This window comes from Rhizobium sp. AQ_MP (genome assembly GCF_014237835.1).
In the GTDB taxonomy this organism is placed as follows: Bacteria; Pseudomonadota; Alphaproteobacteria; order Rhizobiales; family Rhizobiaceae; genus Allorhizobium.
This window is the reverse complement of record NZ_JACJVI010000001.1, coordinates 512,243-534,697: the sequence shown is the minus strand read 5'-3', so window position 1 is coordinate 534,697 and position 22,455 is coordinate 512,243. Positions and strand designations below refer to the sequence as shown.

Here is a 22,455-nt window from a genome sequence, read left to right as displayed (position 1 = left end):
TCACGGGCCTTCCTTGTTGAGAAGATCGTCAATCGCATCGAGCTTCGAACGACCGGACTCTACGAAGCTGCGAAGCTCCGGATCGATTTCGCCCTGCGGGGCTGGCGCAAGCGCTGAATCAGCCGATGCCGGCTGCACTTCGGCGTTCGGAGCGGTGGTCGACGCCGGGGCTGGCGTTGGCTGAACAAACGGGTCCTGGAGATCCGGGTCGATCACTGCGGGCTGCGCCTGTGCGCCGACTTCCGCCGGCTCTGTCGTGGCGACCTGGGGTTTCTGAACCGGCTCCGGCTCACGCAGAACTTCCTTGGCGATCGTCTCTGCCGCCCGCCGCAAAGCGCGGTCGCGTGGCGATAGCGCCTCTTCCGGCACCTGCATCAGAGCTTCCATGGCATCACCGACATTTTCGGTCGGTACGCGGACCATCGTCCCATAAAGCCTCGCCAGTGCATCTGCGCCCTCTTCGGTTCCGGAGAGAAGCTTTGCCTGTTCTGCAGCCATGGTTGCCAAGGCTTTGCGACCTGCAATGGCAGCCTCGCGCGCAAGCCGAAGGTAGACTTCACGCCGCCGGTCGGTGTCCATATAGCCGAGGGTTGCTTCGATATCCTCAGGCTTCAGCACATCGTAGTGCTCAACGACAAACCGGACGAACAGATCGGCAAACTGACTGGCATAAGGGGAATAGAGGAAGCGGCGTGCATAGCCATTCGCATAGAGCGACGCCTTGTCCACGATCTTGGCGTCAACCGCGACCGCGAGCGACCTGCGCAAGGCAGCTTCCTCGACGATGGTGCCGGGTGCGGTCAGACGCGCCCAGTCGTAGAACTTGAGCGCTGCCGGCGGATCTCTCGTGAGAGTGACATTACCCGCGACCAGCGCTAGATAGGGGCCAATCTTCTCGTTCCTGTATTCCGTGGCGATGTCGCCCAGCGATTTCGCGATCAGCGTTCCCTTGCCACTCAGGTACTTTCGCAAGGCATCACTGACGCGATTGTCGAAATTGCCATCGATATCGCGCGCAACCAGGAACTCCAGGGTCGCGGGATTGCCCCCACTCATGGCGTAGATCAGCGCCGCATCAACATTGCGCGGATCTTGAAACGCCTTGGAATCTGCCGTTCGCAACCGCTCGTCAATGGTGCTGAGCATGAAGCGCTGCATCTCCGCAGCAGAATGGTCTCCGCGCACCACGGTATCCTGGACGAACTGCAAAGACCGCAACATCCGATAGGGCTCAAGCGTTTCATCCACCGACTGTGCGCGGCCGAAGGATGCGACCGACAAGACGATCGCACCGGACAGCAACAGTCGGAAGATGGAACGCTGGATGATCATGATCACCCCTGCTCCGCTTCAATCAGGATCTCGATCCGTCGATTGGCGTCCGCGAGCGGATCATCGGGAACCTGCAGGCGCCGGTCAGCGAAGCCAGACACCTGTTCAACGCGATCCTCACTCAGGCCGCCACGAACGAGCATGTAGTAGGCGCTATGGGCGCGCGCCATGGAGAGACGCCAGTTATCGTTTTCCGTCCCACGGAACTGACGCGCGTCGGTATGACCGCGGATGACGATGCGTCCCGGCTTCTCCTGCAAGATCTGGCCGAGCTTCTCCATCGCGAGCACCAGTTCGCGGCGCGGCACGGCCGAGCCGACATTGAACATGGCCGCATCGGACTGGTCGCTGATCGTGACCAAAAGACCGCCCTCCGCGGGCGTCACCAGAAGCCCCTCCGACAGTTTGCCTGCGGCACCACCGATGGCATTCTCAATCTGTGCCTTGAGTTGGTCTGCCGCGGCAAGCTGCGCCTTGAGCGCAGCATCGGACGTTTCCGGCGCCGTAGCCGACTGTTCCTCCGCTTTGGTGGATTGGCCAGTTTCGGTCTGCTCGGTCGCGCCGTTCTCAGGCTTGGCAGAGGTCATCGCCTCGCCTGGTGTCGTGGGCGTTTCGGGCTTCTGCCCTGGTACGACGAGGGCGATCTGCTGTTCCGGCGCGGCCGGTTGTTCGGCGGGATCCGCCGTTTGCGGCTCGGCTGTCTGCGCCTGTTCAGCCGGGGTCTGCGCATCGGTCGGCTCGCCCGGAGGGCCATTTGCGGTCTGGATCTGCTGCGTCCAGAAATCGGGATCGAAGGGATCGCGATAGGCCTCTCCCCCCTGCGCGCCGGTGGAGGGACCGGAGTCAGCAGCGCCACCCTCGCCCTTGGCACTCACATTGGCCTGCTGGCCGACTTCCTGAGCGATCTCAGCCAGAACGGAATAGGGGTTTTCAAAGAAGTCCGCCTCGGAATAGTTGGCCTCGTCCCCCGAAGATGCCGTCTGATCATCACCCGTTGCTGCAGCCGAACCGACCTTGTCCTGGTCTTCATCGACCTGGGAGCGCTCCTTCTTTTCTTCGCCCTCGCTGGTCTCAACCGGCTTTTCAAGCCCCTTTTCGGTCGGCTTTTCGTCTGAAAGCTTGATGGGATTGAAGTAGCTTGCGACCGAAGCCTTGGTTTCCTCGTTTGCGGCGTTGACCAGCCACATGACCAGGAAGAAGGCCATCATCGCGGTCATGAAGTCAGCATAGGCAATCTTCCAGGCACCGCCATGCGCGCCATCGTGATCACCCTTGTGGCGCTTGACGATGATGATTTCGTTTTTGCCGTGGTGATGATTGTCTTCGCTCATCCCAACACTTTCTTCAGGCTCGCCGTAAAGGCGGATATGCGTGTGACGAGCGCGGCGTCGCCGAATTCAGCCGTCAAATCGAGATCGGCATCCTCGGAGAAGCGCAAGAAGTCACCGTGCTCCGGCATCTCGGCCTGGAGCTTGTCGAAGAGTTGACGTGGCCCCTTGATCGTGATCGCGCCCGCCTCTCCAGCGGATATCGCGGTCTGCAACAGGTCGGCCAAATCCTTGACGGCCTTTTCTACAAGCGCCTCGCCAATGACGGGGGCAAGGGCGATCGCGGCCTGTTCGCTTACGGTGAGAGACAAGGTCCGAATGGCTTCCGGCAGTTTTTCGGCGATTATGGCGGCGAACTCGTCGCGCAGCTTCTGGTCACGTTCAGACAGAGCTTGGGCATGGGCAATTTGCATCGCCTGTCGATCGACCTCAAAGCGCTCCATGGCCGCCTTTTCGCCTGCCTCGTGACCCTCGGCATAGGCCTCGCGCCTTAACGTTTCGACGTCGATTGCTTGAACCTCCGGCTCCGGGAGTGCTGGAAAATCCAGGTCGAAGGCATCCCCTGCTGGCATCTCGAATGTCGCTGGGGGCGATGCCGGTGGGGGCACCGAGGTTGAGAAGTCCTTGAGATATCGGGCCAGAGGCATGCTCATCGGCAGTCGCCTCCATGGGCGAAGCAGGGAAACCGGCAGGCGCATTCATGCGCGTGAAGACGATCAAGCATCAGCATGTTGGTACGCGTTCTCTCATCTTCCTGGATCGATCGAAGTTCACTCGGCAGGGACTGGCAGCGAGGCCCACGTCCTTTCGATGAAGCTAAGGGTTCAAACTTGCGCGAAGATGAATGAGTCCTGCGACGGCCTGCTTCAAAGCGGCACAGGCATGCCGGGTGTCGAAACACCCGGCGTTTCAGGCGTCAACGCTGGAAGAGCGTGAGGAGCTTCTCGGCACTGGTATTGGCGATCGACAGCGCCTGGATGCCGAGCTGCTGCTGGGTCTGCAAGGCCTTCAGACGGGTCGATTCCTGATTCATGTCAGCATCCACCAGGCGTCCGATACCCTTGTCGATCACGTTCATGAGGTTGGAGACGAAGTTGTCCTGCATCTTGATGCGCGAGGTGATCGCGCCGAGCGTTGCTGCGGCGTCCGTCAGCTGCAGAATCACATTATCGACAACCGCGATCATGTCATCCAAGGTGGCCTTGTCGGTATTGGTGTTGATGGCGATTTCCTGGGCCCCGGCAGGGGCTGCGCCCATGTCGAGAAGAAAATATTCGCGCGTCCCGGTGCCGGTCCCGCGAAGGGCATCCGCATCGATTGCCTTCGTGAGAAACCCCTGCGACGGGTCCTGGATATCGATCAGGACGGAGTCGGCAGTATTGAAATCAAGCGTCGTGACCTGAACGCTGCCATCGGCACCGCGCACGAAAGATGAGACGACCTGCTTGGTGCCCAATGGCGCAGCATTGGTGTTGTACAGCCAGTTTTCGCCCGAGAAGGAAGCCGATTGTGCAGCAGAAATCAGCTGATTCTTCAGCTGCTTCATTTCCTCGTTGATCTTGTTCTTGTCCACGCCCGGCTCGCTGGCCGCGACCAGCTTCGCTTTGATTGACGACATGACATTCACGACATTGTCGAGAGACGTGTAAGCGGTATCAACCGTCGCCGCACCGAGGCCGAGCGCGTCGGAAACCGTCGAGAGCGCAGCATTGTCGGAGCGCATCGTCGTTGCGATGGACCAATAGCCCGCGTTATCGGCTGCCGTTTCGACCCGGTAGCCCGAAGAAACACGACGCTGGGTCGTTTCGAGGTTGGTGTCGATCGTACGAAGCGTCTGCAGCGCCGCCATTGCGGCCGCATTGGTCATAATACTGGTCATGCTTGGTGCCCCTAAGCGTATCGGACTGCTCATCCGGCAGCTTGCCGGGAAGACGGGTGGGCATCATGCTGACCGCGCAGTGCGTGGTCCCCGTCGCAGTTAACAAATCGTTAACAGCGGCAGTTAACAAAGCGCTGCGGCATCTGACAAGGGTAAGTCACCGCATTTGTCCAGGAAACGAAAACGTGAAAAGCTTCGCGCAAGCCCCAAAGGAAAATCCGCGCCTCTTGCGAGGCGCGGATTCACACCGAGCACATCCGACACCGTCAGGGCGGGACGAAGTCGCCCCTAGCCAGGGCGCCGCTTACTGACGGAAGAGTGTCAGGATGCTTTCGGAAGAGGTGTTGGCGATGGAGAGCGACTGGATGGCCAGCTGCTGTTGGGTCTGAAGGGCCTTCAGGCGGGTCGATTCTTCGTTCATGTTGGCGTCGACGAGACGACCAATACCGCTGTCGATCGAGTCCGTAAGGCTGGCAACAAACTTTTCCTGCATGCCGATGCGCATCGAGATCGAACCAAGGGCAGCGGCGGCACTGGTCATGTTTTGCAGAGCCCCTTCAACCAGATCCAGGGCCTCCTTCATGTTTGCCTGCATGTCGGCAGTCGCATAAAGGGTGATATCAAGAGTATCGACAGACTGGGCCGCGACGTTTGTGAAGGTGCCCGTTGTGCCGAGGATGCCGGTGGTGAACTCTATACCGCCAGCACCGTTTGAGCCGTAGAGAACGGTCATCTCGCCCGGGGTGCTGGCATCCAGCTTGTATCCGGTCGTGGAAACGGAGACCGCGCCGGTGGAGCTACGCAAGAACCCGGACACGACCGTCACATTGACGGGTGTGGCGGCATTGTCACCACCGGCGATCCAGTTCTGACCACTGAAGCTTGCGGACTCTGAGATCGAGCGGAGCTGTTCCTTGAGCTGGTTGATTTCTTCCTGGATCTTGCTCTTGTCGACGCCCTCTTCAGTCGCAGCGACGACTTTCGCCTTGATCTGCTTGACGACGTCAATGGCGCTCGACATCGCGGCATAGGCGGTGTCGATCTTGGCAGCACCGAGGCCCAGCGCATCCTGGACCGCAGAGAGTGCCATGTTGTCCGATCGCATCGTCGTCGCGATCGACCAATAGGCGGCGTTGTCGGAGGCTCCACCAACGCGAAGACCCGAGGATACACGTCCCTGAGTATCCTGCATCTTCGAATCGAGCGAGCGGAGAGTTTGAAGTGCAGCCATCGCTGCGTTGTTCGTCAAAATGCTGGTCACGGTCGTGTCCCTTAAATGGCTAGTTCTGGGGACATCCCGGTCTTTCCGGGAACGATGACTCGGCCTAATGCCCTTAACCACTTCTTCGTCTTGGTTAACTCATCGTTACATGAGAGCCATGTAACGGGCTTATGGTTAACGGATGGTTAAGCAGGTACAAAAAAATCCTTAATGCGCAAAAAGCCGCCCCGGAGGGCGGCTTTGATCGTGGCGCTCTGTTCGTCTTAGCGGAAGAGCGTGAGGATGACGTCCGAAGAAGAATTGGCAATCGAAAGCGACTGGACGGCCAGCTGCTGCTGGGTCTGCAGGGCTTTCAGGCGGGTCGATTCTTCGTTCATGTTGGCATCGACGAGGCGACCGATACCGGAGGACAGCGAGTCAGACAGTTTGTCGGCGAAGTTTTCCTGCAGTTTGATGCGCATGGAGATCGAGCCAAGCTGAGCACCCGCACTGGTCATGGAGGCAAGTGCGGAATCGACAAGGGTCAAAGCTTCTGCCATTTCGGTACCGCCGAAGGCCGAAATGTTCAGATCGTTCACCGAAACGTTGATGGTGGCGCCACCGGCAGTCCCGAGAATACCGGAGGTGTTGACGATGCCGCCTGCGCCGTCACCACCGAACAGCAGCGTGCCGTTCGCAGTATCCGTGAGAGCGTAGGTCGTGGTCTTGACGGAAACGGCATTGTTTGCGTCACGGACGAAGCCGGATACAACCGTCACGTTGCCAGCATCACCAGCAATCCAGTTTTCGCCGCTGAAGGAAGCCGATTCGGCGATCGATCTCAGCTGTTGCTGCAGCTGCGAGATTTCTTCCTGAACCTTTTTCTTGTCAACGCCTTCTTCCGTGGCGGTGACAAGCTTCGACTTGATCTGCTTCACCACTTCGATGGCCGATTCCATACCGGCATAGGCGGTGTCGATCTTCGAAGCGCCGAGGCCGAGAGCGTCCGAAACGGCGGAGAGTGCCATGTTGTCGGAACGCATGGTGGTGGCGATCGACCAATAGGCGGCGTTGTCGGAGGCTTCACCGACGCGGAGACCGGACGATACGCGGCCCTGGGTATCTTGCATGCTGCTGCCAATCGAGCGCAGCGTCTGCAGTGCCGACATCGCGGCGACATTGGTAAGAATGCTCGTCATAGTAGTGTTGCCCCTTGAATGGCTGACTTAGAAGGGACATTCCGGGCCTGCCGGTAACGGCGCACAGCATCATGCCTGCTAACTGGCTGATTCTAAAACGTTAGCTCGCCGCTTCGATAGGCTTAGATAAAACTATCAAGGTTAACGAAGGCCTAAACGGGCTCCCTGGACCGAGTTTTTGTGAAATTTTTCGACAACCTTCGCGCGTGTGCGCGCGTGCCAGATCATGATTAATAAAACGCAAAGACCGCGTCCGTTTCCGAACGCGGTCCTTGTGTAGCTTCCGCCCCGGTTCAGCCTCCGAGGGGTCAAGCTCTTCCATCCACACAGACCACAGGTCAGCCACCAGGGTCGATCGGCGATGGAAACTTCGGCCGGCCCTGGGGGACCGGCATCACGCCTCCGATTAACGGAAGAGCGACAGGATGTTCTGCGAGTCGTTGTTGGCGATCGACAGAGCCTGGATTGCCAGCTGCTGCTGGGTCTGCAGGGCCTTGAGGCGGGTCGACTCTTCGTTCATGTTGGCGTCAACGAGGCGGCCAACACCCTTTTCGATTGCGTCGGACAGCTTATCAGCGAAGCCAGTCTGCAGATCGATACGGGACGAGATGGAGCCGAGAGTTGCTGCCGCGGTGGTCATGTTGCTCAGCGACGTCTCGACGTCGGTCAGCAGGTTTGACAGGTCGGTGGCAGAGGTCGAGTTGCTGATCGAGAAGCCAAAGATGCTCTGGTTGCTCGCAGCGCCGGTGCTGCCGAGGATGCCGCCGGTGGTGTCAATCGCGCCAGTGGCTGCATCTGCGGTGAACAGGGTGTTGGTGGCGCCCAGCGTGATCGAGGTGGTCTTAACCGATACAGTGTTGTCGGCTGCCCGAACAAAACCGGTCACGACGCTCACGTTACCGCCCGCGTTGGCGAGCCAGTTTTGGCCGTTGAAGGATGCCGATTCAGCGACGGACTGGAGCTGCTCCTGCAGCTGGTCGATTTCGCCCTGGATCTTGGTCTTGTCCACGCCCTGCTCCTGGGCGGCGACGAGCTTCTTCTTGATCTGCTTCACAACCTCGATCGCAGAATCCATACCTGCGTAGGCGGTATCGACCTTGGCAGCGCCCACGCCGAGCGCGTCGGTGACGGCGGACAGAGCCATGTTGTCGGACTTCATGGTCGTGGAGATCGACCAGTAGGCGGCGTTGTCAGAGGCCTTGGAAACCTTCATGCCGGTCGAGATGGCGCTCTGTGTCGATTCCATATTGGAGGCAATCGAACGCAGGGTCGAAAGCGCGGACATCGCGCTGGAGTTGGTCAGAATGCTGGCCATGTCAAATTGTCCCTTAAACGAGATACAAGAGGGGACATACCGGACTTACAAAACTTACCGGTCACGAGCGTGCGGCATCATGCCATTTGGTATCTTACTTCCTACCAGACCCGTCGTGCGAGGACCAAACTCGCAGCCATTCGTTGCCAACACCTTAACCCAGGAGGGTGCGCCCCGGGTTGAACTAACCCATGGTTAACAACGGGCAAACGGTTTACGTAGAAAGCCTCCGGATCGCTAAGCGAACGATCGGACAAGACTACCCACCAACAGGTTCCAGCCGTCAATCAGGACGAAAAACAAGATCTTGAACGGCAGCGAGATCGAGGTGGGCGGCAGCATCATCATACCCATGGCCATGGTGATCGTAGCCACCACCATGTCGATCACCAGAAACGGCAGGATGATCAGGAAGCCGATTTCGAAACCGCGACGGATCTCGGAGAGCATGAAGGCCGGGATCAACACACGATAGTCGATCTTGCCGTCAACGATGGTCGCCTGCCCCCGCTCGTTGGCGATATCGACGAAGAGCGCCAGGTCCTTATCGCGGGTATTGGCGGTCATAAACTCGCGGAACGGTTCCGCGATCAGGGCAACGGCCTCAGCCTCGGTGACCTGGCTGTTGAGCAGGGGCTGGACGCCCTCGCGCCACGAGCGATCCATGGTCGGCGCCATGACATAGAAAGTCATGAAGAGCGCCATGCTGGTCAGGATCATGTTGGACGGCGTCGTGGCGAGGCCCATGCCGGAACGCAGGATCGAAAAGGCGATGATGAAGCGCGGAAAGCTCGTCACCATGATCAAGATGCCCGGCGCAATCGACAGCACCGTCAGCAGACCAAAGGTACGAATGATCCAAGCCGCCACCGATCCATCGATCGGGGTGTTGAAGATGTCCGTCGGCAACTGCTGGGCCACAGCCAGTTGCGGCGCCATCATCATGACGGCGACGATGAGTAGAAACCGAATCATTCGATCACGAGGGTTCTGAACATCACCTTGGATACGCGGCCTTCGGAGCGCAGGTCAACTCGCTCCTGAAGGTCATCCTTGAGATATTGAAGGCCCCTCGGCCCTTCGACCTGCTGCAGCGACACGGTGCGCATATAGGCCAATATGTCCTGGTGGACGGCCTCCGCAATCTGAACGTCCGGGGGGCCGTTGAACAGGAGGGCGACCTCGAGGCGGATCCAGTTCTCCGAGGGGTAAGCGAGGTTGGTGGTGATCGGCTCCAGGGCCACCACGCCATTGGCCTCGGTGGAGATCTTGGGGAGCCCCTCCTCCTCCTTTTTCGCCTCGCCACCATGATCGCCGGCAGCCGCCTCTTCCGCTGCCTTGGCTGCGTCTGCTGCCTGCTTCACCTGCGGAGCGAGCATGTTGCCGATGACCCAGCCACCCCCACCCCCGACGGCGGTCAGCACCACCAGCGGGATCACGAGCGCCATGAGATTGGACTTCTTCTTGGCTTCGCCTTCCTGGCCTTCTTCCATATCTCTGCCTCCTCGCGTCAGAACGGCGAGTAGATGTCGACCACCTGCTGGCCGATCGGCGGCTGCTGGACTTCCGTCAGGCGACCACGGCCGCCGTAGGAGATCCGCGCCTCGGCGATGCGGTCGTAGGAGATTTCGTTGTCGGCGTTGACATCCTGGGGACGCACGATACCGGCGACGTTCAGGATGCGGAGTTCATGGTTGACACGAACTTCCTGCGAACCGCTGATCAGCAGGTTCCCGTTCTCGAGTACACCTGTGACCACGGCTGCCACGAGCAGGTTCAACCGCTCGGAACGCTCGGTAGAGCCCTCGCCCTTCGTACTGGTGGTCGAATTCGTCGACAGATTTCCCGTAGTCCCCGTCTCGGTCGAGAAACCCAGGAAGTTGGAAATCGAGGCGCCCCACTTCAGCGATGTACCGTTGTTGCGCTTTCGATCGGTCTCGTTGCTGAACGATGCCCGATCGTTGATCTCGATATTCACCGTCAGAATATCTCCGACATTGAGCGCGCGTGCGTCCTTGAACAGGGCTGACTGGCTGTCACTCCAGAGCGAATAGCCGCTTGCTGTCTGTGCCTGCTGCTTGGGATACATCGCCATCTGCGGGGTCTGGCTATATCGCAACCCGGACCCGATCGGACTCATGGAAGGCGCATTGCCAATTTCCTTGATTGTCTGGCTCTGGCAGCCGGCGAGGAGGAGAACGGCCAGCAGTGCCGGATAACGCTTCATCATGATGGGTCCTTCGAGGTATTGGGATCGCCGGCGCTCGACATGATCGAGGCGACCTGGGCCGCTTTTTCAGCGCTCATCTCCGTGAGGATGAGGCTGGACTGGCGGGGAGGGAGTTTCATGATGATGGCCGCCGCGAGGAGCACATTGGTCTCCTCAAGCTGTGGAGCGGCCGCATCGGGCGCCATCTTCCGGTAGATTTCGACCAGTTGCCCTTCAGCCTGCTTCATGAACTCGTTGCGACGGGTCAGCCAGTCCTCATACTCCGCGCGGCGCTGTTCGAGGATGGCGATGCGGCCGTCAACATCGGCTTGCAGCTTTTCGAGTTCCTGCTTCTGCAGCAGATAGCGCTGGTCACGGGCAGCATCCGCGATGCCGGTGCAAAACTGGCGGATCTCCGCCTCGGTCGGGCTCTCGGCCGCCTGCTGCTGACCAACGGCGGTTTGCGCAAAGGCCGGGAGCGTCGCGATCGCCGCAACCAGCACGGTATTGCGCAGAACGGTACGTGAGAGGCTGTGGAAAGAGATGCTGATCATTGCAGGACAAGCTCCGCTTGCAGTGCTCCGGCAGACTTGATGCCCTGGAGAATTGCGATCACACCGTCCGGCTTCACGCCGATACTGTTCAGGCCACTGACGAGTGTTCTCAAATCCGGGCCATCGACTATGGCGATCTGGTCGCTTTCCTTGCGGATGGAGATGTCTGTCTGTGGCTGTACGGCCGTTTCCCCTCGCGAGAAGGGCTCTGGCTGGATGATCTGGGGGGTTTCCTGGACCTGAACCGTGAGGGTTCCGTAACTCACCGCCACGCGGGATACCCGGACATCGGCGCCAATGACAATGGTTCCGGTGCGTTCGTTGATGACGACGCGCGCGGGCGAATCCGTGGCGACCACAAGATTCTCGATGTCCGCCATCAAGCGAGCAAGATCCGCCGTGCGAGGCTTTTGGACAACGACCTCCTGGCTGTCGCGGGCTTCAGCGATCGGTGCGCCGTAATTGGCTGCCGCGTAGGCGTTGATCGTATCGGCAATGCGCAGGGAGGTGGTGAAGTCCGGGTTACGAAGCTGCAGGACCAGGTTGACGCTGTCCTTGAACTTGGATGGCAGTTCTCGCTCAATGATCGCGCCGGTCGGCACCCGGCCTGACGTCGTGATGCCTTCCTGAACGCTGGCCGCGGCACCTTGAGCGCTGACGCCCGAGACGACGACCGCCCCCTGGGCTACCGCATAGATCTGGCCATCTGCGCCGGTCAGTGAAGTCATGACCAGCGTACCCCCGCGCAAGGACGTCGAGTCGCCAAGCGAACTGACCGTCACGTCGATGCGGCTGCCGGGACTTGCGAAGGGCGGAAGGTTGGCGGTCACCATGACGGCAGCGACATTGGTCGAGTTGGACTGTCCGCCCTGAGTCGATATGCCCAGATTCTGCAACATCGCGCGCATGGATTGGTCGGTGAACGGGGAGGAACGCAGGCTGTCGCCCGTGCCCTGCAGACCGACGACGAGGCCGTAGCCAATCAACTGGTTGTCACGCCCAGATTGCAGTGATGCGATGTCCTTGATGCGCGAATTGGCGCTGATCGCCGGCTGCAGCGGAGCCACGATCATCGCCAGCGCGCAAAGCGCGATCCGCATGGGAGCAATCATTCTCATTTTGCCATCACCTGTACCGTGCCGTCGGCCATGACCGTGCCAGAGACGATCGCGCCGGAATCGATGTTGCGGACCTTCACGACTTCGCCGACGGACGCGTCAGTCAGCGGCGTTCCACTTGCACTGATCAGCATGTTGCCGATGGCGAAGGTCAGTCGAACGCTGGTCCCGCGCTTGACCGCAAAAGCCTCCCGCAAGCCATGAACCGGGATGGTGCGGCCGGGCAGCAGCGTGCGCTTTGTCACCATGCCAACCACCTCTTCCTTGGTGCGGGCATAGCCCCCAGCGAGATTGGGGTTGGTCACGGCGACCACGTCGACCTGTTCGGAGGAGATGGTTTCGCCGGGATAAATCACCTGCTTGGGGATCACGGCCGTGTTCTGCGCCAGTGCGATGCTGGTGCCGAAGCCAAGCACGGCAGCCGCGAAAGCGGCGGCGCGCAACGCAAGTCCGAAATTCCGGCGAAACCTCATGTTTGCCTCCAGTTGCCTTACTTGAGGTTCTTGCTGACGATCTGAGCCATCTCGTCGGCGGTGGTGATAACCTTGGAATTCATCTCGTAGGCGCGCTGTGCGGAAATCATGTCCGTGATTTCCTTCACCGAATCGACGTTGGAGGCTTCCAGGTAGGACTGCTTGATATAACCGAAGCCAGGATCCTCGGGGGCTGCGACAATGGCGGCACCTGAAGCCGTTGTCTCGGCAAAGAGGTTGTCGCCCAATGGCTTGAGACCGGCTTCGTTGACGAAATTGGCGATCGTCAGCTGACCAAGATCCGTATAGTTGGCCTCATTGCCGATGCGCGCCTGTACCTGACCCGTGCGGCTTACGATGACTTCGCTGGCGTCCTGAGGAATCGTGATCTGTGGCGTGACGAGATAGCCGTCGATCGTCACCAACTGGCCCTGGGCATTCACGTTGAATGCTCCGGAGCGGCTATACAACGTCGCGCCATCAGGGCTTTGGATCTGGAACCAACCGCGGCCGATCAGTGCAAGATCGAGTTCGTTGCCCGTCTGGGTGAGCTGACCCTGTGTGTGAATGTTGCGGACGGCCGCCGTCTGCACGCCGAGACCGATATTGGCACCCTCCGGCACGATGGCCTGGTTCGCACGGTTCGGCACACCCTGGGCACGCTCGGTCTGGTAAAGCAGGTCGGAGAACTCAGCACGGGCACGCTTGAAGCCTGTCGTGTTGATGTTCGCGATGTTGTTGGCGATGACCTCGAGATTGGTCTGCTGGGCGTCCATACCCGTGGCTGCGATGGCGAGCGCTCTCATAGTTCGGTACCCCTGTCAGATCTGCATCTTGGTGATTTCGAGATAGGCGTTGACGATCTTGTCGCGGAACGCGATCGCCGTCTGGAGCGATTGCTCGGCCTGCATGACGGCATCGACCACCTCACGGGTATTCGCCTTGCCCATCAGCCCGTCGAAGGAGGTTTGCTCGGCCTGCTTGAGGTTGTTGGCCGCATCGGTGGCGATGTTGCTCAGCGCCGACAGGAAAGTCTCGCCCGTCATGGCGCCGGGTGAAGTAACTTCGTTGGCGAGGCCACGCGTCGACATGGAACTGGATAGCGAATCCAGTCCGTTCACGCTCGAGAGCGCACTGGTCTTGGTGACGGATTCGATCATTGCGAGGCCCTCAGCAGCGCGATTGTCTGGGAAATCATGTCTCGGGTCTGCTTGATGGTCTGAAGATTGGCTTCGTAAGTCCGATTGGACTCGCGCATGTCGGCCATCTCGATCAGAATGTTGACATTCGGCATCTTGACGATGCCGCGTTCGTCGGCGGCGGGGTTGCCCGGATCAAACTCTTCAATGAAATCACCCTTGTCGACGCCGAGCTTCTTCACCTCGACGGTCTGGGCACCGGTTGCCCGGTCCAGTTCCGCGCCGAAGGTGATCGTCTTGCGGCGATAGGGGTCGGCGCCCGGCGTGTCGCCCGTGGTGCGGGCGTTGGCGATGTTTTCCGATACGATGCGCATGCGGGTCGATTGGGCTTCAAGCCCGCTTCCTGCAACCCGTAACGTTGCCAGCAATGGATCAGTCATCAGCGTTTCACCGTCATTAGCATCATGCGATGGAAGGAGGACACGAGCGAGGTATTCAGCTCGTGGTTCCGCTTGTTTTCGCCGGTCTTTCTGAGTTCCTGGGCCAGGGCCACGGTATTGCCCGACTCCTGGATGCCGATCTCGTTGTTGAGATCCTCGTCTTCCACGGCGATGTTTTGATCACTGAAGTCGGCAGACGCCATGTGGCCAGGCTGGGTCACGGCCATGCCCTGCACGGTGCCCGTCTTTTCCAGCACTGCGCTGAAGGGCGTGATATCCTTGGCCAGGTATTTCGGCGTATTGGCGTTGGCGATGTTGGTCGCGACGACCTGCTGGCGGACCGAAAGCCATTCGGCCTGTCGAGATGCCAGCTCGAACAACTGGATGGGATTCATTCACATCACTCCGTCTATAACTGATCGGAGCCTAGGCCAGTAATCTTGCGTGGGACTTGCCCGCCCCTCGCGGCCTCAATTGTTTTGGACTATGTCCCCGGCGGAGGTCACGATGACCCATTTGCCATCGCGCTGCTCAAGCGTTGCAACGCGGCTGTTGTCAGGCAGAATCGATCCGACGCGCACGAGATACATGCCGGCCTTGTCTTCGATCAGGGCACGACCATTTGCGACATGCAGCAGGCGAAAGCCCGTCTTGCCAGGGAACGGCTGGGAACCGGCCACGTCCGGCGGCTCGGGTGGCTCGATTCCCAGGGTCGGAACAGTGGCGGTCACGATCTGATCGACGCTCGCCGGCTCTCCGTCGCCACCATCATCATCCCGGTCGACGAGGGCGAGAGGCGACACGCTGAATACATTCTTGCCAGGTCCTTCCGGCAGGTCACGCGTCCGCTCCCAATCGGCCACCCGAATGCCGAATTTCTCTTCGTTGAAGAAGACATACCAGGGAAAGAAGGCTGCACCGCAGGCGAGCGCGATCCCGGTTACGGCCAAAATCCGGTCAATGGTCGGGACCTTGCGTCTCTTGAGGACCGGCCGCAGCGGAGCAACAGGCTCGTCAGCATCGAAATCGGTCATGGTCAGCCCCTTTGTCTCATGCCTTGCCCACCCGCAGCCGCCTTCAAGGCGTTGGCCAGATCCGCATAGGCATCGAGCGCCGGCTTTTCACCGGGCGTCTGCTTCAGAATGTCGTAGATGACGGGTACCTGCTTGATCGCCATATCGAGATCGGGGTCGGAGCCGTTGCGGTAGCCGCCGATCAGGCGCAGGTCGCGCGTTTCCTCGAAACGGTGGATCAGCGCCTTCAGGCGCGACACCAGCTTCTCCTGTTCCGACGTCCAGGCCTTGCGCGCGAGACGGGAAATGGAGGTCAGCGGATTGATGGGCGGGTAACGCCCTTCGTCGGCCAGCGCACGATCAAGAACAATATGGCCGTCAAGAATACCACGCGTGGAGTCGGCGATCGGGTCGTTGTGATTGTCGCCATCGACCAGGATCGAGATGATCGCGGTAATGGTGCCCGCCCCTTCCGCGCCTGGACCCGCGCGCTCCAGCAGACGTGGCAATTCGGTGAAGGCCGAGGCGGGATAACCGCGGGCGATCGGCGGCTCTCCCGCAGCTGTCGCCACCTCTCGGATCGCATGGGCAAAACGCGTCACGCTGTCGACGATGAAGAGCACGTTCTGGCCCTTGTCGCGGAAGTGCTCGGCAATGGTGATCGCCGTCAGGGGCGCCATCTTGCGCAGCATGGGGCTCTCGTCGCTCGTGGCCACGACCGCGATCGACTTTGCCATGTTATCACCAAGCGTATCCTCGATGAATTCCCTGACTTCGCGACCACGTTCGCCCACCAACGCAATCACAACCTTGTCGAAGGCGTCGGCTCTTGCGAGCATGGACAGCAGCGTCGATTTACCAACACCAGAGCCGGCGAAGATGCCGAGACGCTGGCCAAGGCAGAGCGGCGAGAAGATGTCGATGGCGCGGACCCCGGTTTTGAAACCGCTCTCGACGCGTCGCCTGGTCATCGATGGCGGCGCCGTGGTCGAGATGGGGCGTCGTTCCGGTCCCGGCGCGAGTGCCGGACCATTGTCGATCGGATCGCCCAGTGCGTTGATCGTTCGACCGCACCAGCTGTCGTCGGGCGCGACACGGAAAGCGCCCTTGCGGATCACGACATCATGGATTCCGATGGGTTCGCCGGGCTCGATCGGGCAGACGTAACAAACATCAGGCTCGACACGCACGACTTCACCGAGATGGATGCCCGTGGCCGAGCGATGAGCGACAAATTCGCCGAGGCGGACGTGGCGGGACAGTCCCGTCACCGTATAGTGCCCGGCGGCAATGGTCCGGACGTGGCCACCCTGCGTCACTGAATTGCTGGATTTCGAATACCGCTGCGCCAATGCAGCCAACTGTCCGAGCTTCGGTGAAAGCGGAAATTCGTCAGGTCCCGGCGTGCTCATGATGATCCGATCTCAGGGTCAGTTGCCGCCGCCAAGAACCTTGATCGCTTCGCTCATCGTGCTTTCGCTCGAACTGATCAGGGAGCTGATTGCTTCGAAGGCGCGGTTGACCTGAATAAGCTGGGTCATCTCGCCAATGCCATTGACGTTGGAGTTTTCGACATAGCCCTGAAGCACGGAGATCTCAGGGTTGTCGACGACGGCTTGCGGGTTGTCGACGGTGGTCACGCCGCTGTTTTCATAGCGAAGGAAGCCATTGCGCACGTCTGCCGTGAAGATGCCGAGCGTTGCGACCAAGCGACCGTCCTGGATGATCTGACCGCTTGCGCCGACTTCCGGCGGTCCGCCTTCGCGGTTCAGCTGAATCGGAGCGCCACCAGCATCGAGAACGGGATAACCACGGGTCGAGACCAGCGCGCCCGTGTCCGTCATGGTGAAACGGCCATCGCGTGTGAGAACCTGACCAACGGGGGTGTCTATTGCAAACCAGGCCTCACCCTTGATCGCGAAGTCCAGCACATTGCCCGTCTCGATGAGTTCGCCACTCTTGGTGGAGAGATAGTCGTTGCCCTGACTGACGAATGCAATCTTTGCGTTGAGGTCGTTATTCGTCTTGCTCAGCACCTCGTCGAACTTCACCTCCGTCGACCGGAAACCGACGGTGTTCACATTGGCCATGTTGTCGGCAATCGTGGTGAGACGGCGCTCAAGGGCCATCTGCGACGACAGGGACACATAGATACCGGATTGCATCGCTTTGCCTCCGCAGGTGAAGAAGATCAGTAAATCATAAATTAACGCAGGATAGCCTACGCTTGACCCGCTCTTCTTGCGGCAAAAGGCTTGCGCGAAACTGTCGGAAAGACAGCGTGATTGAGGGCCAGGGCGCAGCCCAAAATTGGCACCGTGATTCAGCCTCACGCAAGGCAGGAGCTCTATCGCTTACAGTGAATAGTAACGTTCGGGTGCGGGCAAAATGAACTTAGTTGTCGGTTTCATCATCACATTGGGCTGCGTGCTTGGCGGCTTCATGGCCATGGGTGGCCACCTGGACGTGCTGTTTCAGCCGTTCGAGCTGGTGATCATCGGCGGTGCCGGCGTCGGCGGCTTCATTATGGCCAACCCGATGAAGGTTATCAAAGATACCGGCAAGGCCATGGGTGAGGCCTTCAAGCAGACGGTTCCGAAAGAACGCGACTATCTCGACGTTCTCGGCGTCCTCTACTCTCTGATGCGCGACCTTCGCACCAAGTCGCGCAACGAGATCGAAGCGCATATCGACAACCCGGAAGAATCCTCGATCTTCACGGCTGCTCCCAACCTTTTGAAGAACAAGGAGCTGACCGCCTTCATCTGCGACTATGTGCGTCTGATCATCATCGGCAATGCCCGCAGCCATGAAATCGAAGCGCTTATGGACGAGGAAATCGAGACCATCCACTATGACAAGATGAAGCCCTACCACGCCATGACAGCCATGGGTGACAGCTTCCCGGCGATCGGTATCGTCGCGGCGGTTCTCGGGGTTATCAAGGCGATGAGCAAGATCAACGAGTCGCCAGAGGTTCTTGGCGGCCTGATTGGTGCCGCTCTCGTCGGGACCATGCTCGGCATCTTCCTTTCCTACTGCTTGTGCAACCCGATCATTGCGCAGATCAAGGCGGTCCGCACCAAGCAGCATCGCCTCTACATCATCGTGAAGCAGACACTGCTTGCCTACATGAACGGCTCGGTCCCGCAGGTAGCCCTCGAATATGGCCGCAAGACCATCTCCTCGCACGAGCGTCCGTCCATCGACGCCGTCGAGCAGGAAATGATGAACCCGGGCGGCGGCGGTGAAAGCAAGGCAGCTTGACCATGACGGAAACGATAATCGAAAAAGCTCCCGGTATGGACCGTGCACTCCTCGCCAAGCTGACCGGCGGGCTGGGTGATTCCAAGACGCTGCAGCGTCTCTGCGCCGACTTCGGCCAGCTCTATGTCGAGTTTCTGCCCGACGTGTTTCACAGCGAAACGGGCCTTACCATGCAGGTCCACTACAACGGCCACGAAAGCGGGTTGATGACCGACCTGATCGCCGATCTCGGCGATAATGTCTCGCTCACCGATGGACAGTTGCGCAATTGGTCGCCGAACTTCGTTCTGGCCTGCGGCAATAGCTTCGTGATCACGCTGATGGAGAACCTTCTCGGTGCTTTGCCCGAGACCATCCAGGAGCCCATCGAACGTCCCCTGTCGCAGATCGAGCTCGATCTCGCGGTGATGATCTTTGACAAGATCGCGAACGTATTGCGGTCCGGCGTCAATGCTCCCGGAGGGTTCGAGCCTTTGCTGGAAAAGGCGCACAATGCCGAGGATCGTCCGAAGCCGGACGAGGACCATGTCGATGAATACGCGGTGACCGTGAAGCTTGGCATTACCCTCGGTCCGGTGACCTCAGAATTCTACCTCGTCATTCCGCAGAAGGCGCTGCTCAAGACTGTGGTCACAATGCCGAAGTCTAAGAGCCAGTCCGGCAAGGCGAAGAAGGAATGGCAGGAGCAGATTGCCGAGCAGGTTCGCCGCTCGCAGGTGACGCTCGAAGCTCGCATTCGGCTTGAAACACTTACCCTTGCAACTGTTTCACGCCTGATCGCCGGCGATGTCATTCCGTTTCGGGACAAGGGTGATGTGATGGTCGATGTCAGCGCCAACGGGAAAAATCTCTACCGGTGCGAGTTCGGCCGCGCCGGAGACCGATACACGGTTCGGGTGAAGGATAATGTGAGCAGTGAAGACGAAATTTTAAAGCATTTGATGAGCTAGCAGTTTACCGGGCCCGGCCCACGGCAGCTTGAGGCAAGTTTCAAGAGGAATAATCACCCCATGGCAACGAAGAAGACACCACCGAAGGATGACGACGCGCTGGCGATGCCGGGCGCGAGCGACATGGACTTCGACCAGGCCGTCGATGACCTGCGTGGCGTTCTGAAGGCGGACGCTGAAGGCGGGCTCGGCGATTTTGGCTCCGATCTCGGCATCAAGGACGACCCGCTGGCAGCCTTCGAATCGGATTTCGGCGGCGGCGCAGCAGCATCACCAAGCGGTGATTTCGGTCTTGGCGATTTTGGTGGATCCAGCGATCTGGGTGGTGGCGATTTCGGCGGATCGGGCGACTTCGGTGGGTCGAGCGATTTCGGAGGCTCGAGCGATTTCGGCGGTGGTGCCGATTTCGGAGGCTCGGCCGGTACGCAGCAGGAGCCGGGTAGCGGCCTGAGCGCCAATCTCGACCTGATCATGGACATTCCGATCGAGGTCCAGATCGTGCTGGGTTCCAGCAAGATGCAAGTTTCAGGGCTGATGAGTCTCGAGGAAGGCGCCATTATCGCGCTCGACAAGAAGATCGGCGAGCCCGTCGAGATCATGGTGAATGGCCGGCGCATTGCACGCGGCGAAATCACGGTCCTCGAAAACGACGATACGAGATTTGGTGTCAAACTGATTGAAGTGATGGCGACCAAGACATCCTGACCCATGACGGGCCAGAGAGGAAAAGACCATGATGGACTTTGACGATTTTGGCGGACCCTTAACCGGAAAACCGCTTTCCCAGGCCGATAAGGCAGCCGCCGTGCTGCTGGCCATGGGAAAGGGCGTTGCCGGCAAACTGCTGAAATACTTCACGCAGGCGGAACTGCAGACGATCATCGCATCGGCACAGACCCTGCGGACGATCCCGCCGGATGAACTGACAGAGCTCGTTAACGAGTTCGAAGACCTGTTCACCGAGGGTGCGGGCCTCATGGACAATGCCAAGGCCATCGAGAGCATTCTCGAGGAGGGCCTGACACCCGAGGAGGTCGATGGACTTCTCGGGCGTCGTACGGCGTTCCAGGCCTACGAAGCTTCCATATGGGACCGTCTGCAGGATGCCGATCCCGATTTCATCGCCAGGTTCCTGATGCGAGAGCATCCCCAGACGGTTGCTTACATCCTCTCAATGCTGCCCTCCTCCTTCGGCGCCAAGGTCCTCCTGAAGCTGCCGGAAAGCCGACGTGCCGATATCATGAACCGCACGGTCAATCTGAAGAATGTCAGCCCCAAGGCTGCCCAGATCATCGAGAATCGTGTTCACGACCTGATCGCCGAAATCGACGCCGAGAAGAACTCGACCGGCTCGGCCAAGGTGGCGGAACTGATGAACGAACTAGAGAAGCCCGAAGTCGATACGCTTCTGCAGTCGCTCGAATCGATCAGCAAGGAATCGGTCAACAAGGTCCGTCCGAAAATCTTCCTGTTCGAGGACCTGCTTGCAATGCCGCAACGCAGTCGCGTCATGCTGCTCAACGACATTTCCGGCGAAATCCTCACCATGGCGCTGCGTGGTGCCAGTGCCGAGATCAAGGAATGCGTTCTGGCCTCCATCAGCCCACGTTCACGCCGCATGATCGAATCCGATCTGCAGGCGGGGACCGCAGGCATCAATCCCCGGGAAATCGCCATTGCCCGTCGTGCCGTCGCCCAGGAAGCCATCCGACTGGCCAATGCAGGACAAATCCAGCTCAAGGACACCGAAAGCGGCGAAACGCAGGCCGCCTGACCGGCCGCCCCTGTTGAAAACCCAGACCATTGTGCGCCCGCCGATTGAACCCTGATCGGCGGGCCTCTACGTTCCTGGTACCGGGTGCATCCCGGCGGCCGTCCAGAAGTATTGCGCGCGGCTCTATTGACCGGGACCAGACTGAAACAACCCGGTTCAGCCTGCGAGGATGTCAGCGGCCATGGCCGAAGATGACGACAAAGACAGCAAGACCGAAGACCCAACCGAGAAAAAGCTTCGAGACGCCATAGAAAAGGGCAATGTGCCCACATCGCGGGAGGCGCCGCTGTTCGCGACTGCGCTCGGCTTCTACCTCTATGCCGTCTTCTTTCTTCCCGGAGCGGTGACGCGGCTCGGCCAATCATTGAAGGATATCTTCGAGCGACCCGATCAGTGGTATCTCGGGACCGCCGTCGATGTGGTCTCGCTGTTTACCCATCTCGCTTGGGAGATCGGAGTCTTTCTTGCACCCATGCTGATCATGCTGATCCTGCTCGGTGTCAGCGCCACTGCGGCCCAGCACATGCCCTATTTCGTCCTGGAACGCATCAGGCCACAGGCGAACCGGATATCGATCGTCAAAGGCTGGAACCGCATCTTCAGCGCCCATGGCATGGTCGAGTTCGCCAAGTCAATCTTCAAGATCGTCGTTCTCTCGGTCATCATGGTGTTTGCGCTGCGCAGCGATTACTTCGCCGTCATCGACGCGATGTTCTCCGATCCGCAGGTCATCTTCGTCAAGATGGCGGGGATCCTGAACAAGATGATGATCATCGTCGTGCTGGCAACGGCCCTTTTGGCGATCGTCGACGTGTTCTGGACGCGGTACCATTGGTACGAACAGCTGCGCATGACGAAGCAGGAGGTCAAGGAGGAATACAAGCAGGCCCAGGGTGACCCGATCGTCAAGGCACGTCAGCGTTCGATTGCCCGTGACCGTGCCCGCAAACGCATGATCGCCAGCGTGCCTCGGGCAACTCTGGTCATCACGAATCCAACCCACTACGCTGTGGCTTTGCGTTATGTGCGCGAGGAGAACGAGGCGCCTGTCGTCGTTGCCAAGGGGCAAGACCTTGTCGCACTCAAAATTCGCGAGATCGCTCGGGAAAACAATATCCCCATTTTTGAGGATCCGCCGCTCGCCCGCTCCATGTTTGCGCAAGTCTCGGTGGATAGCGTCATTCCGTCAATATTTTACAAGGCAGTCGCAGAGCTCGTTCACCGAGTCTATGCGTCCAAGGCCCCCAAGAGACGGATACGCTAG

At 59.5% G+C, this 22,455-nt stretch carries 25 protein-coding genes; 5 read left to right on the top strand and 20 right to left on the bottom strand.

What is annotated here, in order from left to right:
- The 20 genes from motC to flgF all read right to left on the bottom strand — a co-directional run bounded on the left by motC (window position 1) and on the right by flgF (window position 17,365).
- Window positions 1-1,332, bottom strand: coding sequence for a chemotaxis protein MotC (gene motC / locus H6M51_RS02730; protein ID WP_185808331.1), 1,332 nt, complete (start codon window positions 1,330-1,332; stop codon window positions 1-3).
- A 2-nt stretch (window positions 1,333-1,334) separates the two neighbouring features.
- Window positions 1,335-2,663, bottom strand: coding sequence for a MotB family protein (locus H6M51_RS02725; RefSeq protein WP_185808330.1), 1,329 nt, complete (start codon window positions 2,661-2,663; stop codon window positions 1,335-1,337).
- Complete coding sequence (locus tag H6M51_RS02720; protein WP_185808329.1) at window positions 2,660-3,313, bottom strand: GTPase; 654 nt, start codon at window positions 3,311-3,313, stop codon at window positions 2,660-2,662. The genes H6M51_RS02725 and H6M51_RS02720 overlap by 4 nt, the downstream gene beginning before the upstream one ends.
- A 263-nt stretch (window positions 3,314-3,576) precedes the next feature.
- Window positions 3,577-4,539: a flagellin gene (locus tag H6M51_RS02715; protein WP_185808328.1), complete on the bottom strand. Its 963-nt coding sequence runs from the start codon at window positions 4,537-4,539 to the stop codon at window positions 3,577-3,579.
- A 304-nt stretch (window positions 4,540-4,843) separates the two neighbouring features.
- Complete coding sequence (locus tag H6M51_RS02710; protein WP_185808327.1) at window positions 4,844-5,800, bottom strand: flagellin; 957 nt, start codon at window positions 5,798-5,800, stop codon at window positions 4,844-4,846.
- A gap of 224 nt (window positions 5,801-6,024) precedes the next feature.
- Window positions 6,025-6,939 carry a flagellin gene (locus tag H6M51_RS02705; RefSeq protein WP_185808326.1) on the bottom strand — a complete coding sequence of 305 codons (915 nt, stop codon included), beginning with the start codon at window positions 6,937-6,939 and terminating at the stop codon, window positions 6,025-6,027.
- A gap of 406 nt (window positions 6,940-7,345) precedes the next feature.
- Entirely contained in the window at window positions 7,346-8,254 is a 909-nt protein-coding gene (locus H6M51_RS02700; protein WP_185808325.1) for a flagellin, read from the bottom strand.
- A 237-nt stretch (window positions 8,255-8,491) separates the two neighbouring features.
- Window positions 8,492-9,229 (bottom strand): flagellar type III secretion system pore protein FliP, encoded by a 738-nt coding sequence (gene fliP, locus H6M51_RS02695; protein ID WP_185808324.1) that lies wholly within the window; start codon window positions 9,227-9,229, stop codon window positions 8,492-8,494.
- The gene (locus tag H6M51_RS02690) at window positions 9,226-9,747 is read right to left on the bottom strand and encodes a flagellar basal body-associated FliL family protein (protein ID WP_185808323.1); all 522 of its coding nucleotides are present in this window, start codon (window positions 9,745-9,747) and stop codon (window positions 9,226-9,228) included. Before H6M51_RS02690 ends, fliP begins: the two co-directional genes overlap by 4 nt.
- A gap of 17 nt (window positions 9,748-9,764) precedes the next feature.
- A complete protein-coding gene (gene flgH, locus H6M51_RS02685) occupies window positions 9,765-10,484 on the bottom strand; it encodes a flagellar basal body L-ring protein FlgH (protein WP_185808322.1) in 720 nt (239 codons plus the stop codon).
- On the bottom strand, window positions 10,481-11,017 hold the full coding sequence (locus H6M51_RS02680; RefSeq protein ID WP_185808321.1) for a MotE family protein: 537 nt from the start codon (window positions 11,015-11,017) through the stop codon (window positions 10,481-10,483). The genes flgH and H6M51_RS02680 overlap by 4 nt, the downstream gene beginning before the upstream one ends.
- A complete protein-coding gene (locus H6M51_RS02675) occupies window positions 11,014-12,135 on the bottom strand; it encodes a flagellar basal body P-ring protein FlgI (protein WP_185808320.1) in 1,122 nt (373 codons plus the stop codon). The genes H6M51_RS02680 and H6M51_RS02675 overlap by 4 nt, the downstream gene beginning before the upstream one ends.
- Window positions 12,132-12,608 (bottom strand): flagellar basal body P-ring formation chaperone FlgA, encoded by a 477-nt coding sequence (gene flgA / locus H6M51_RS02670; RefSeq protein ID WP_185808319.1) that lies wholly within the window; start codon window positions 12,606-12,608, stop codon window positions 12,132-12,134. Before flgA ends, H6M51_RS02675 begins: the two co-directional genes overlap by 4 nt.
- Window positions 12,609-12,625: 17 nt before the next feature.
- The gene (gene flgG, locus H6M51_RS02665) at window positions 12,626-13,414 is read right to left on the bottom strand and encodes a flagellar basal-body rod protein FlgG (protein ID WP_185808318.1); all 789 of its coding nucleotides are present in this window, start codon (window positions 13,412-13,414) and stop codon (window positions 12,626-12,628) included.
- Window positions 13,415-13,429: 15 nt separating this feature from the next.
- Window positions 13,430-13,768, bottom strand: coding sequence for a flagellar hook-basal body complex protein FliE (locus H6M51_RS02660; RefSeq protein WP_185808317.1), 339 nt, complete (start codon window positions 13,766-13,768; stop codon window positions 13,430-13,432).
- Window positions 13,765-14,187 (bottom strand): flagellar basal body rod protein FlgC, encoded by a 423-nt coding sequence (gene flgC, locus H6M51_RS02655; protein WP_185808316.1) that lies wholly within the window; start codon window positions 14,185-14,187, stop codon window positions 13,765-13,767. Before flgC ends, H6M51_RS02660 begins: the two co-directional genes overlap by 4 nt.
- Complete coding sequence (flgB, locus tag H6M51_RS02650) at window positions 14,187-14,582, bottom strand: flagellar basal body rod protein FlgB (protein ID WP_185808315.1); 396 nt, start codon at window positions 14,580-14,582, stop codon at window positions 14,187-14,189. The genes flgC and flgB overlap by 1 nt, the downstream gene beginning before the upstream one ends.
- A gap of 75 nt (window positions 14,583-14,657) precedes the next feature.
- Window positions 14,658-15,221: a flagellar protein gene (locus H6M51_RS02645; protein WP_185808314.1), complete on the bottom strand. Its 564-nt coding sequence runs from the start codon at window positions 15,219-15,221 to the stop codon at window positions 14,658-14,660.
- 2 nt (window positions 15,222-15,223) lie between these two features.
- On the bottom strand, window positions 15,224-16,612 hold the full coding sequence (gene fliI / locus H6M51_RS02640; protein ID WP_185808313.1) for a flagellar protein export ATPase FliI: 1,389 nt from the start codon (window positions 16,610-16,612) through the stop codon (window positions 15,224-15,226).
- An 18-nt stretch (window positions 16,613-16,630) separates the two neighbouring features.
- A complete protein-coding gene (flgF, locus tag H6M51_RS02635) occupies window positions 16,631-17,365 on the bottom strand; it encodes a flagellar basal-body rod protein FlgF (RefSeq protein ID WP_185808312.1) in 735 nt (244 codons plus the stop codon).
- 223 nt (window positions 17,366-17,588) lie between these two features.
- On the opposite strand from flgF, the gene motA reads away from it, so the two are divergent.
- The 5 genes from motA (at window position 17,589) to flhB (ending at window position 22,455) form a co-directional block, all read left to right on the top strand.
- Window positions 17,589-18,467 (top strand): flagellar motor stator protein MotA, encoded by an 879-nt coding sequence (gene motA / locus H6M51_RS02630; RefSeq protein WP_185808311.1) that lies wholly within the window; start codon window positions 17,589-17,591, stop codon window positions 18,465-18,467.
- On the top strand, window positions 18,464-19,417 hold the full coding sequence (locus H6M51_RS02625) for a FliM/FliN family flagellar motor switch protein (RefSeq protein ID WP_185808310.1): 954 nt from the start codon (window positions 18,464-18,466) through the stop codon (window positions 19,415-19,417). The genes motA and H6M51_RS02625 overlap by 4 nt, the downstream gene beginning before the upstream one ends.
- Window positions 19,418-19,477: 60 nt before the next feature.
- Window positions 19,478-20,122: a flagellar motor switch protein FliN gene (gene fliN / locus H6M51_RS02620; protein ID WP_185808309.1), complete on the top strand. Its 645-nt coding sequence runs from the start codon at window positions 19,478-19,480 to the stop codon at window positions 20,120-20,122.
- Between the two features lie 28 nt (window positions 20,123-20,150).
- Window positions 20,151-21,191, top strand: a complete 1,041-nt coding sequence (gene fliG, locus H6M51_RS02615) for a flagellar motor switch protein FliG (protein ID WP_185808308.1) — start codon at window positions 20,151-20,153, stop codon at window positions 21,189-21,191.
- Between the two features lie 181 nt (window positions 21,192-21,372).
- Window positions 21,373-22,455 (top strand): flagellar biosynthesis protein FlhB, encoded by a 1,083-nt coding sequence (gene flhB, locus H6M51_RS02610; protein ID WP_185808307.1) that lies wholly within the window; start codon window positions 21,373-21,375, stop codon window positions 22,453-22,455.

Excerpts from the sequence above, each read along its gene's own strand:
- motC (WP_185808331.1), bottom strand. The coding sequence starts at position 1,332 with ATGATCATCCAGCGTTCCATCTTCCGACTGTTGCTGTCCGGTGCGATC.
- H6M51_RS02725 (WP_185808330.1), bottom strand. The coding sequence starts at position 2,663 with ATGAGCGAAGACAATCATCACCACGGCAAAAACGAAATCATCATCGTC.
- H6M51_RS02720 (WP_185808329.1), bottom strand. The coding sequence starts at position 3,313 with ATGAGCATGCCTCTGGCCCGATATCTCAAGGACTTCTCAACCTCGGTG.
- H6M51_RS02715 (WP_185808328.1), bottom strand. The coding sequence starts at position 4,539 with ATGACCAGTATTATGACCAATGCGGCCGCAATGGCGGCGCTGCAGACG.
- H6M51_RS02705 (WP_185808326.1), bottom strand. The coding sequence starts at position 6,939 with ATGACGAGCATTCTTACCAATGTCGCCGCGATGTCGGCACTGCAGACG.
- H6M51_RS02700 (WP_185808325.1), bottom strand. The coding sequence starts at position 8,254 with ATGGCCAGCATTCTGACCAACTCCAGCGCGATGTCCGCGCTTTCGACC.
- fliP (WP_185808324.1), bottom strand. The coding sequence starts at position 9,229 with ATGATTCGGTTTCTACTCATCGTCGCCGTCATGATGATGGCGCCGCAA.
- H6M51_RS02690 (WP_185808323.1), bottom strand. The coding sequence starts at position 9,747 with ATGGAAGAAGGCCAGGAAGGCGAAGCCAAGAAGAAGTCCAATCTCATG.
- flgH (WP_185808322.1), bottom strand. The coding sequence starts at position 10,484 with ATGATGAAGCGTTATCCGGCACTGCTGGCCGTTCTCCTCCTCGCCGGC.
- H6M51_RS02680 (WP_185808321.1), bottom strand. The coding sequence starts at position 11,017 with ATGATCAGCATCTCTTTCCACAGCCTCTCACGTACCGTTCTGCGCAAT.
- H6M51_RS02675 (WP_185808320.1), bottom strand. The coding sequence starts at position 12,135 with ATGAGAATGATTGCTCCCATGCGGATCGCGCTTTGCGCGCTGGCGATG.
- flgA (WP_185808319.1), bottom strand. The coding sequence starts at position 12,608 with ATGAGGTTTCGCCGGAATTTCGGACTTGCGTTGCGCGCCGCCGCTTTC.
- flgG (WP_185808318.1), bottom strand. The coding sequence starts at position 13,414 with ATGAGAGCGCTCGCCATCGCAGCCACGGGTATGGACGCCCAGCAGACC.
- H6M51_RS02660 (WP_185808317.1), bottom strand. The coding sequence starts at position 13,768 with ATGATCGAATCCGTCACCAAGACCAGTGCGCTCTCGAGCGTGAACGGA.
- flgC (WP_185808316.1), bottom strand. The coding sequence starts at position 14,187 with ATGACTGATCCATTGCTGGCAACGTTACGGGTTGCAGGAAGCGGGCTT.
- flgB (WP_185808315.1), bottom strand. The coding sequence starts at position 14,582 with ATGAATCCCATCCAGTTGTTCGAGCTGGCATCTCGACAGGCCGAATGG.
- H6M51_RS02645 (WP_185808314.1), bottom strand. The coding sequence starts at position 15,221 with ATGACCGATTTCGATGCTGACGAGCCTGTTGCTCCGCTGCGGCCGGTC.
- fliI (WP_185808313.1), bottom strand. The coding sequence starts at position 16,612 with ATGAGCACGCCGGGACCTGACGAATTTCCGCTTTCACCGAAGCTCGGA.
- flgF (WP_185808312.1), bottom strand. The coding sequence starts at position 17,365 with ATGCAATCCGGTATCTATGTGTCCCTGTCGTCGCAGATGGCCCTTGAG.
- motA (WP_185808311.1), top strand. The coding sequence starts at position 17,589 with ATGAACTTAGTTGTCGGTTTCATCATCACATTGGGCTGCGTGCTTGGC.
- fliN (WP_185808309.1), top strand. The coding sequence starts at position 19,478 with ATGGCAACGAAGAAGACACCACCGAAGGATGACGACGCGCTGGCGATG.
- fliG (WP_185808308.1), top strand. The coding sequence starts at position 20,151 with ATGATGGACTTTGACGATTTTGGCGGACCCTTAACCGGAAAACCGCTT.
- flhB (WP_185808307.1), top strand. The coding sequence starts at position 21,373 with ATGGCCGAAGATGACGACAAAGACAGCAAGACCGAAGACCCAACCGAG.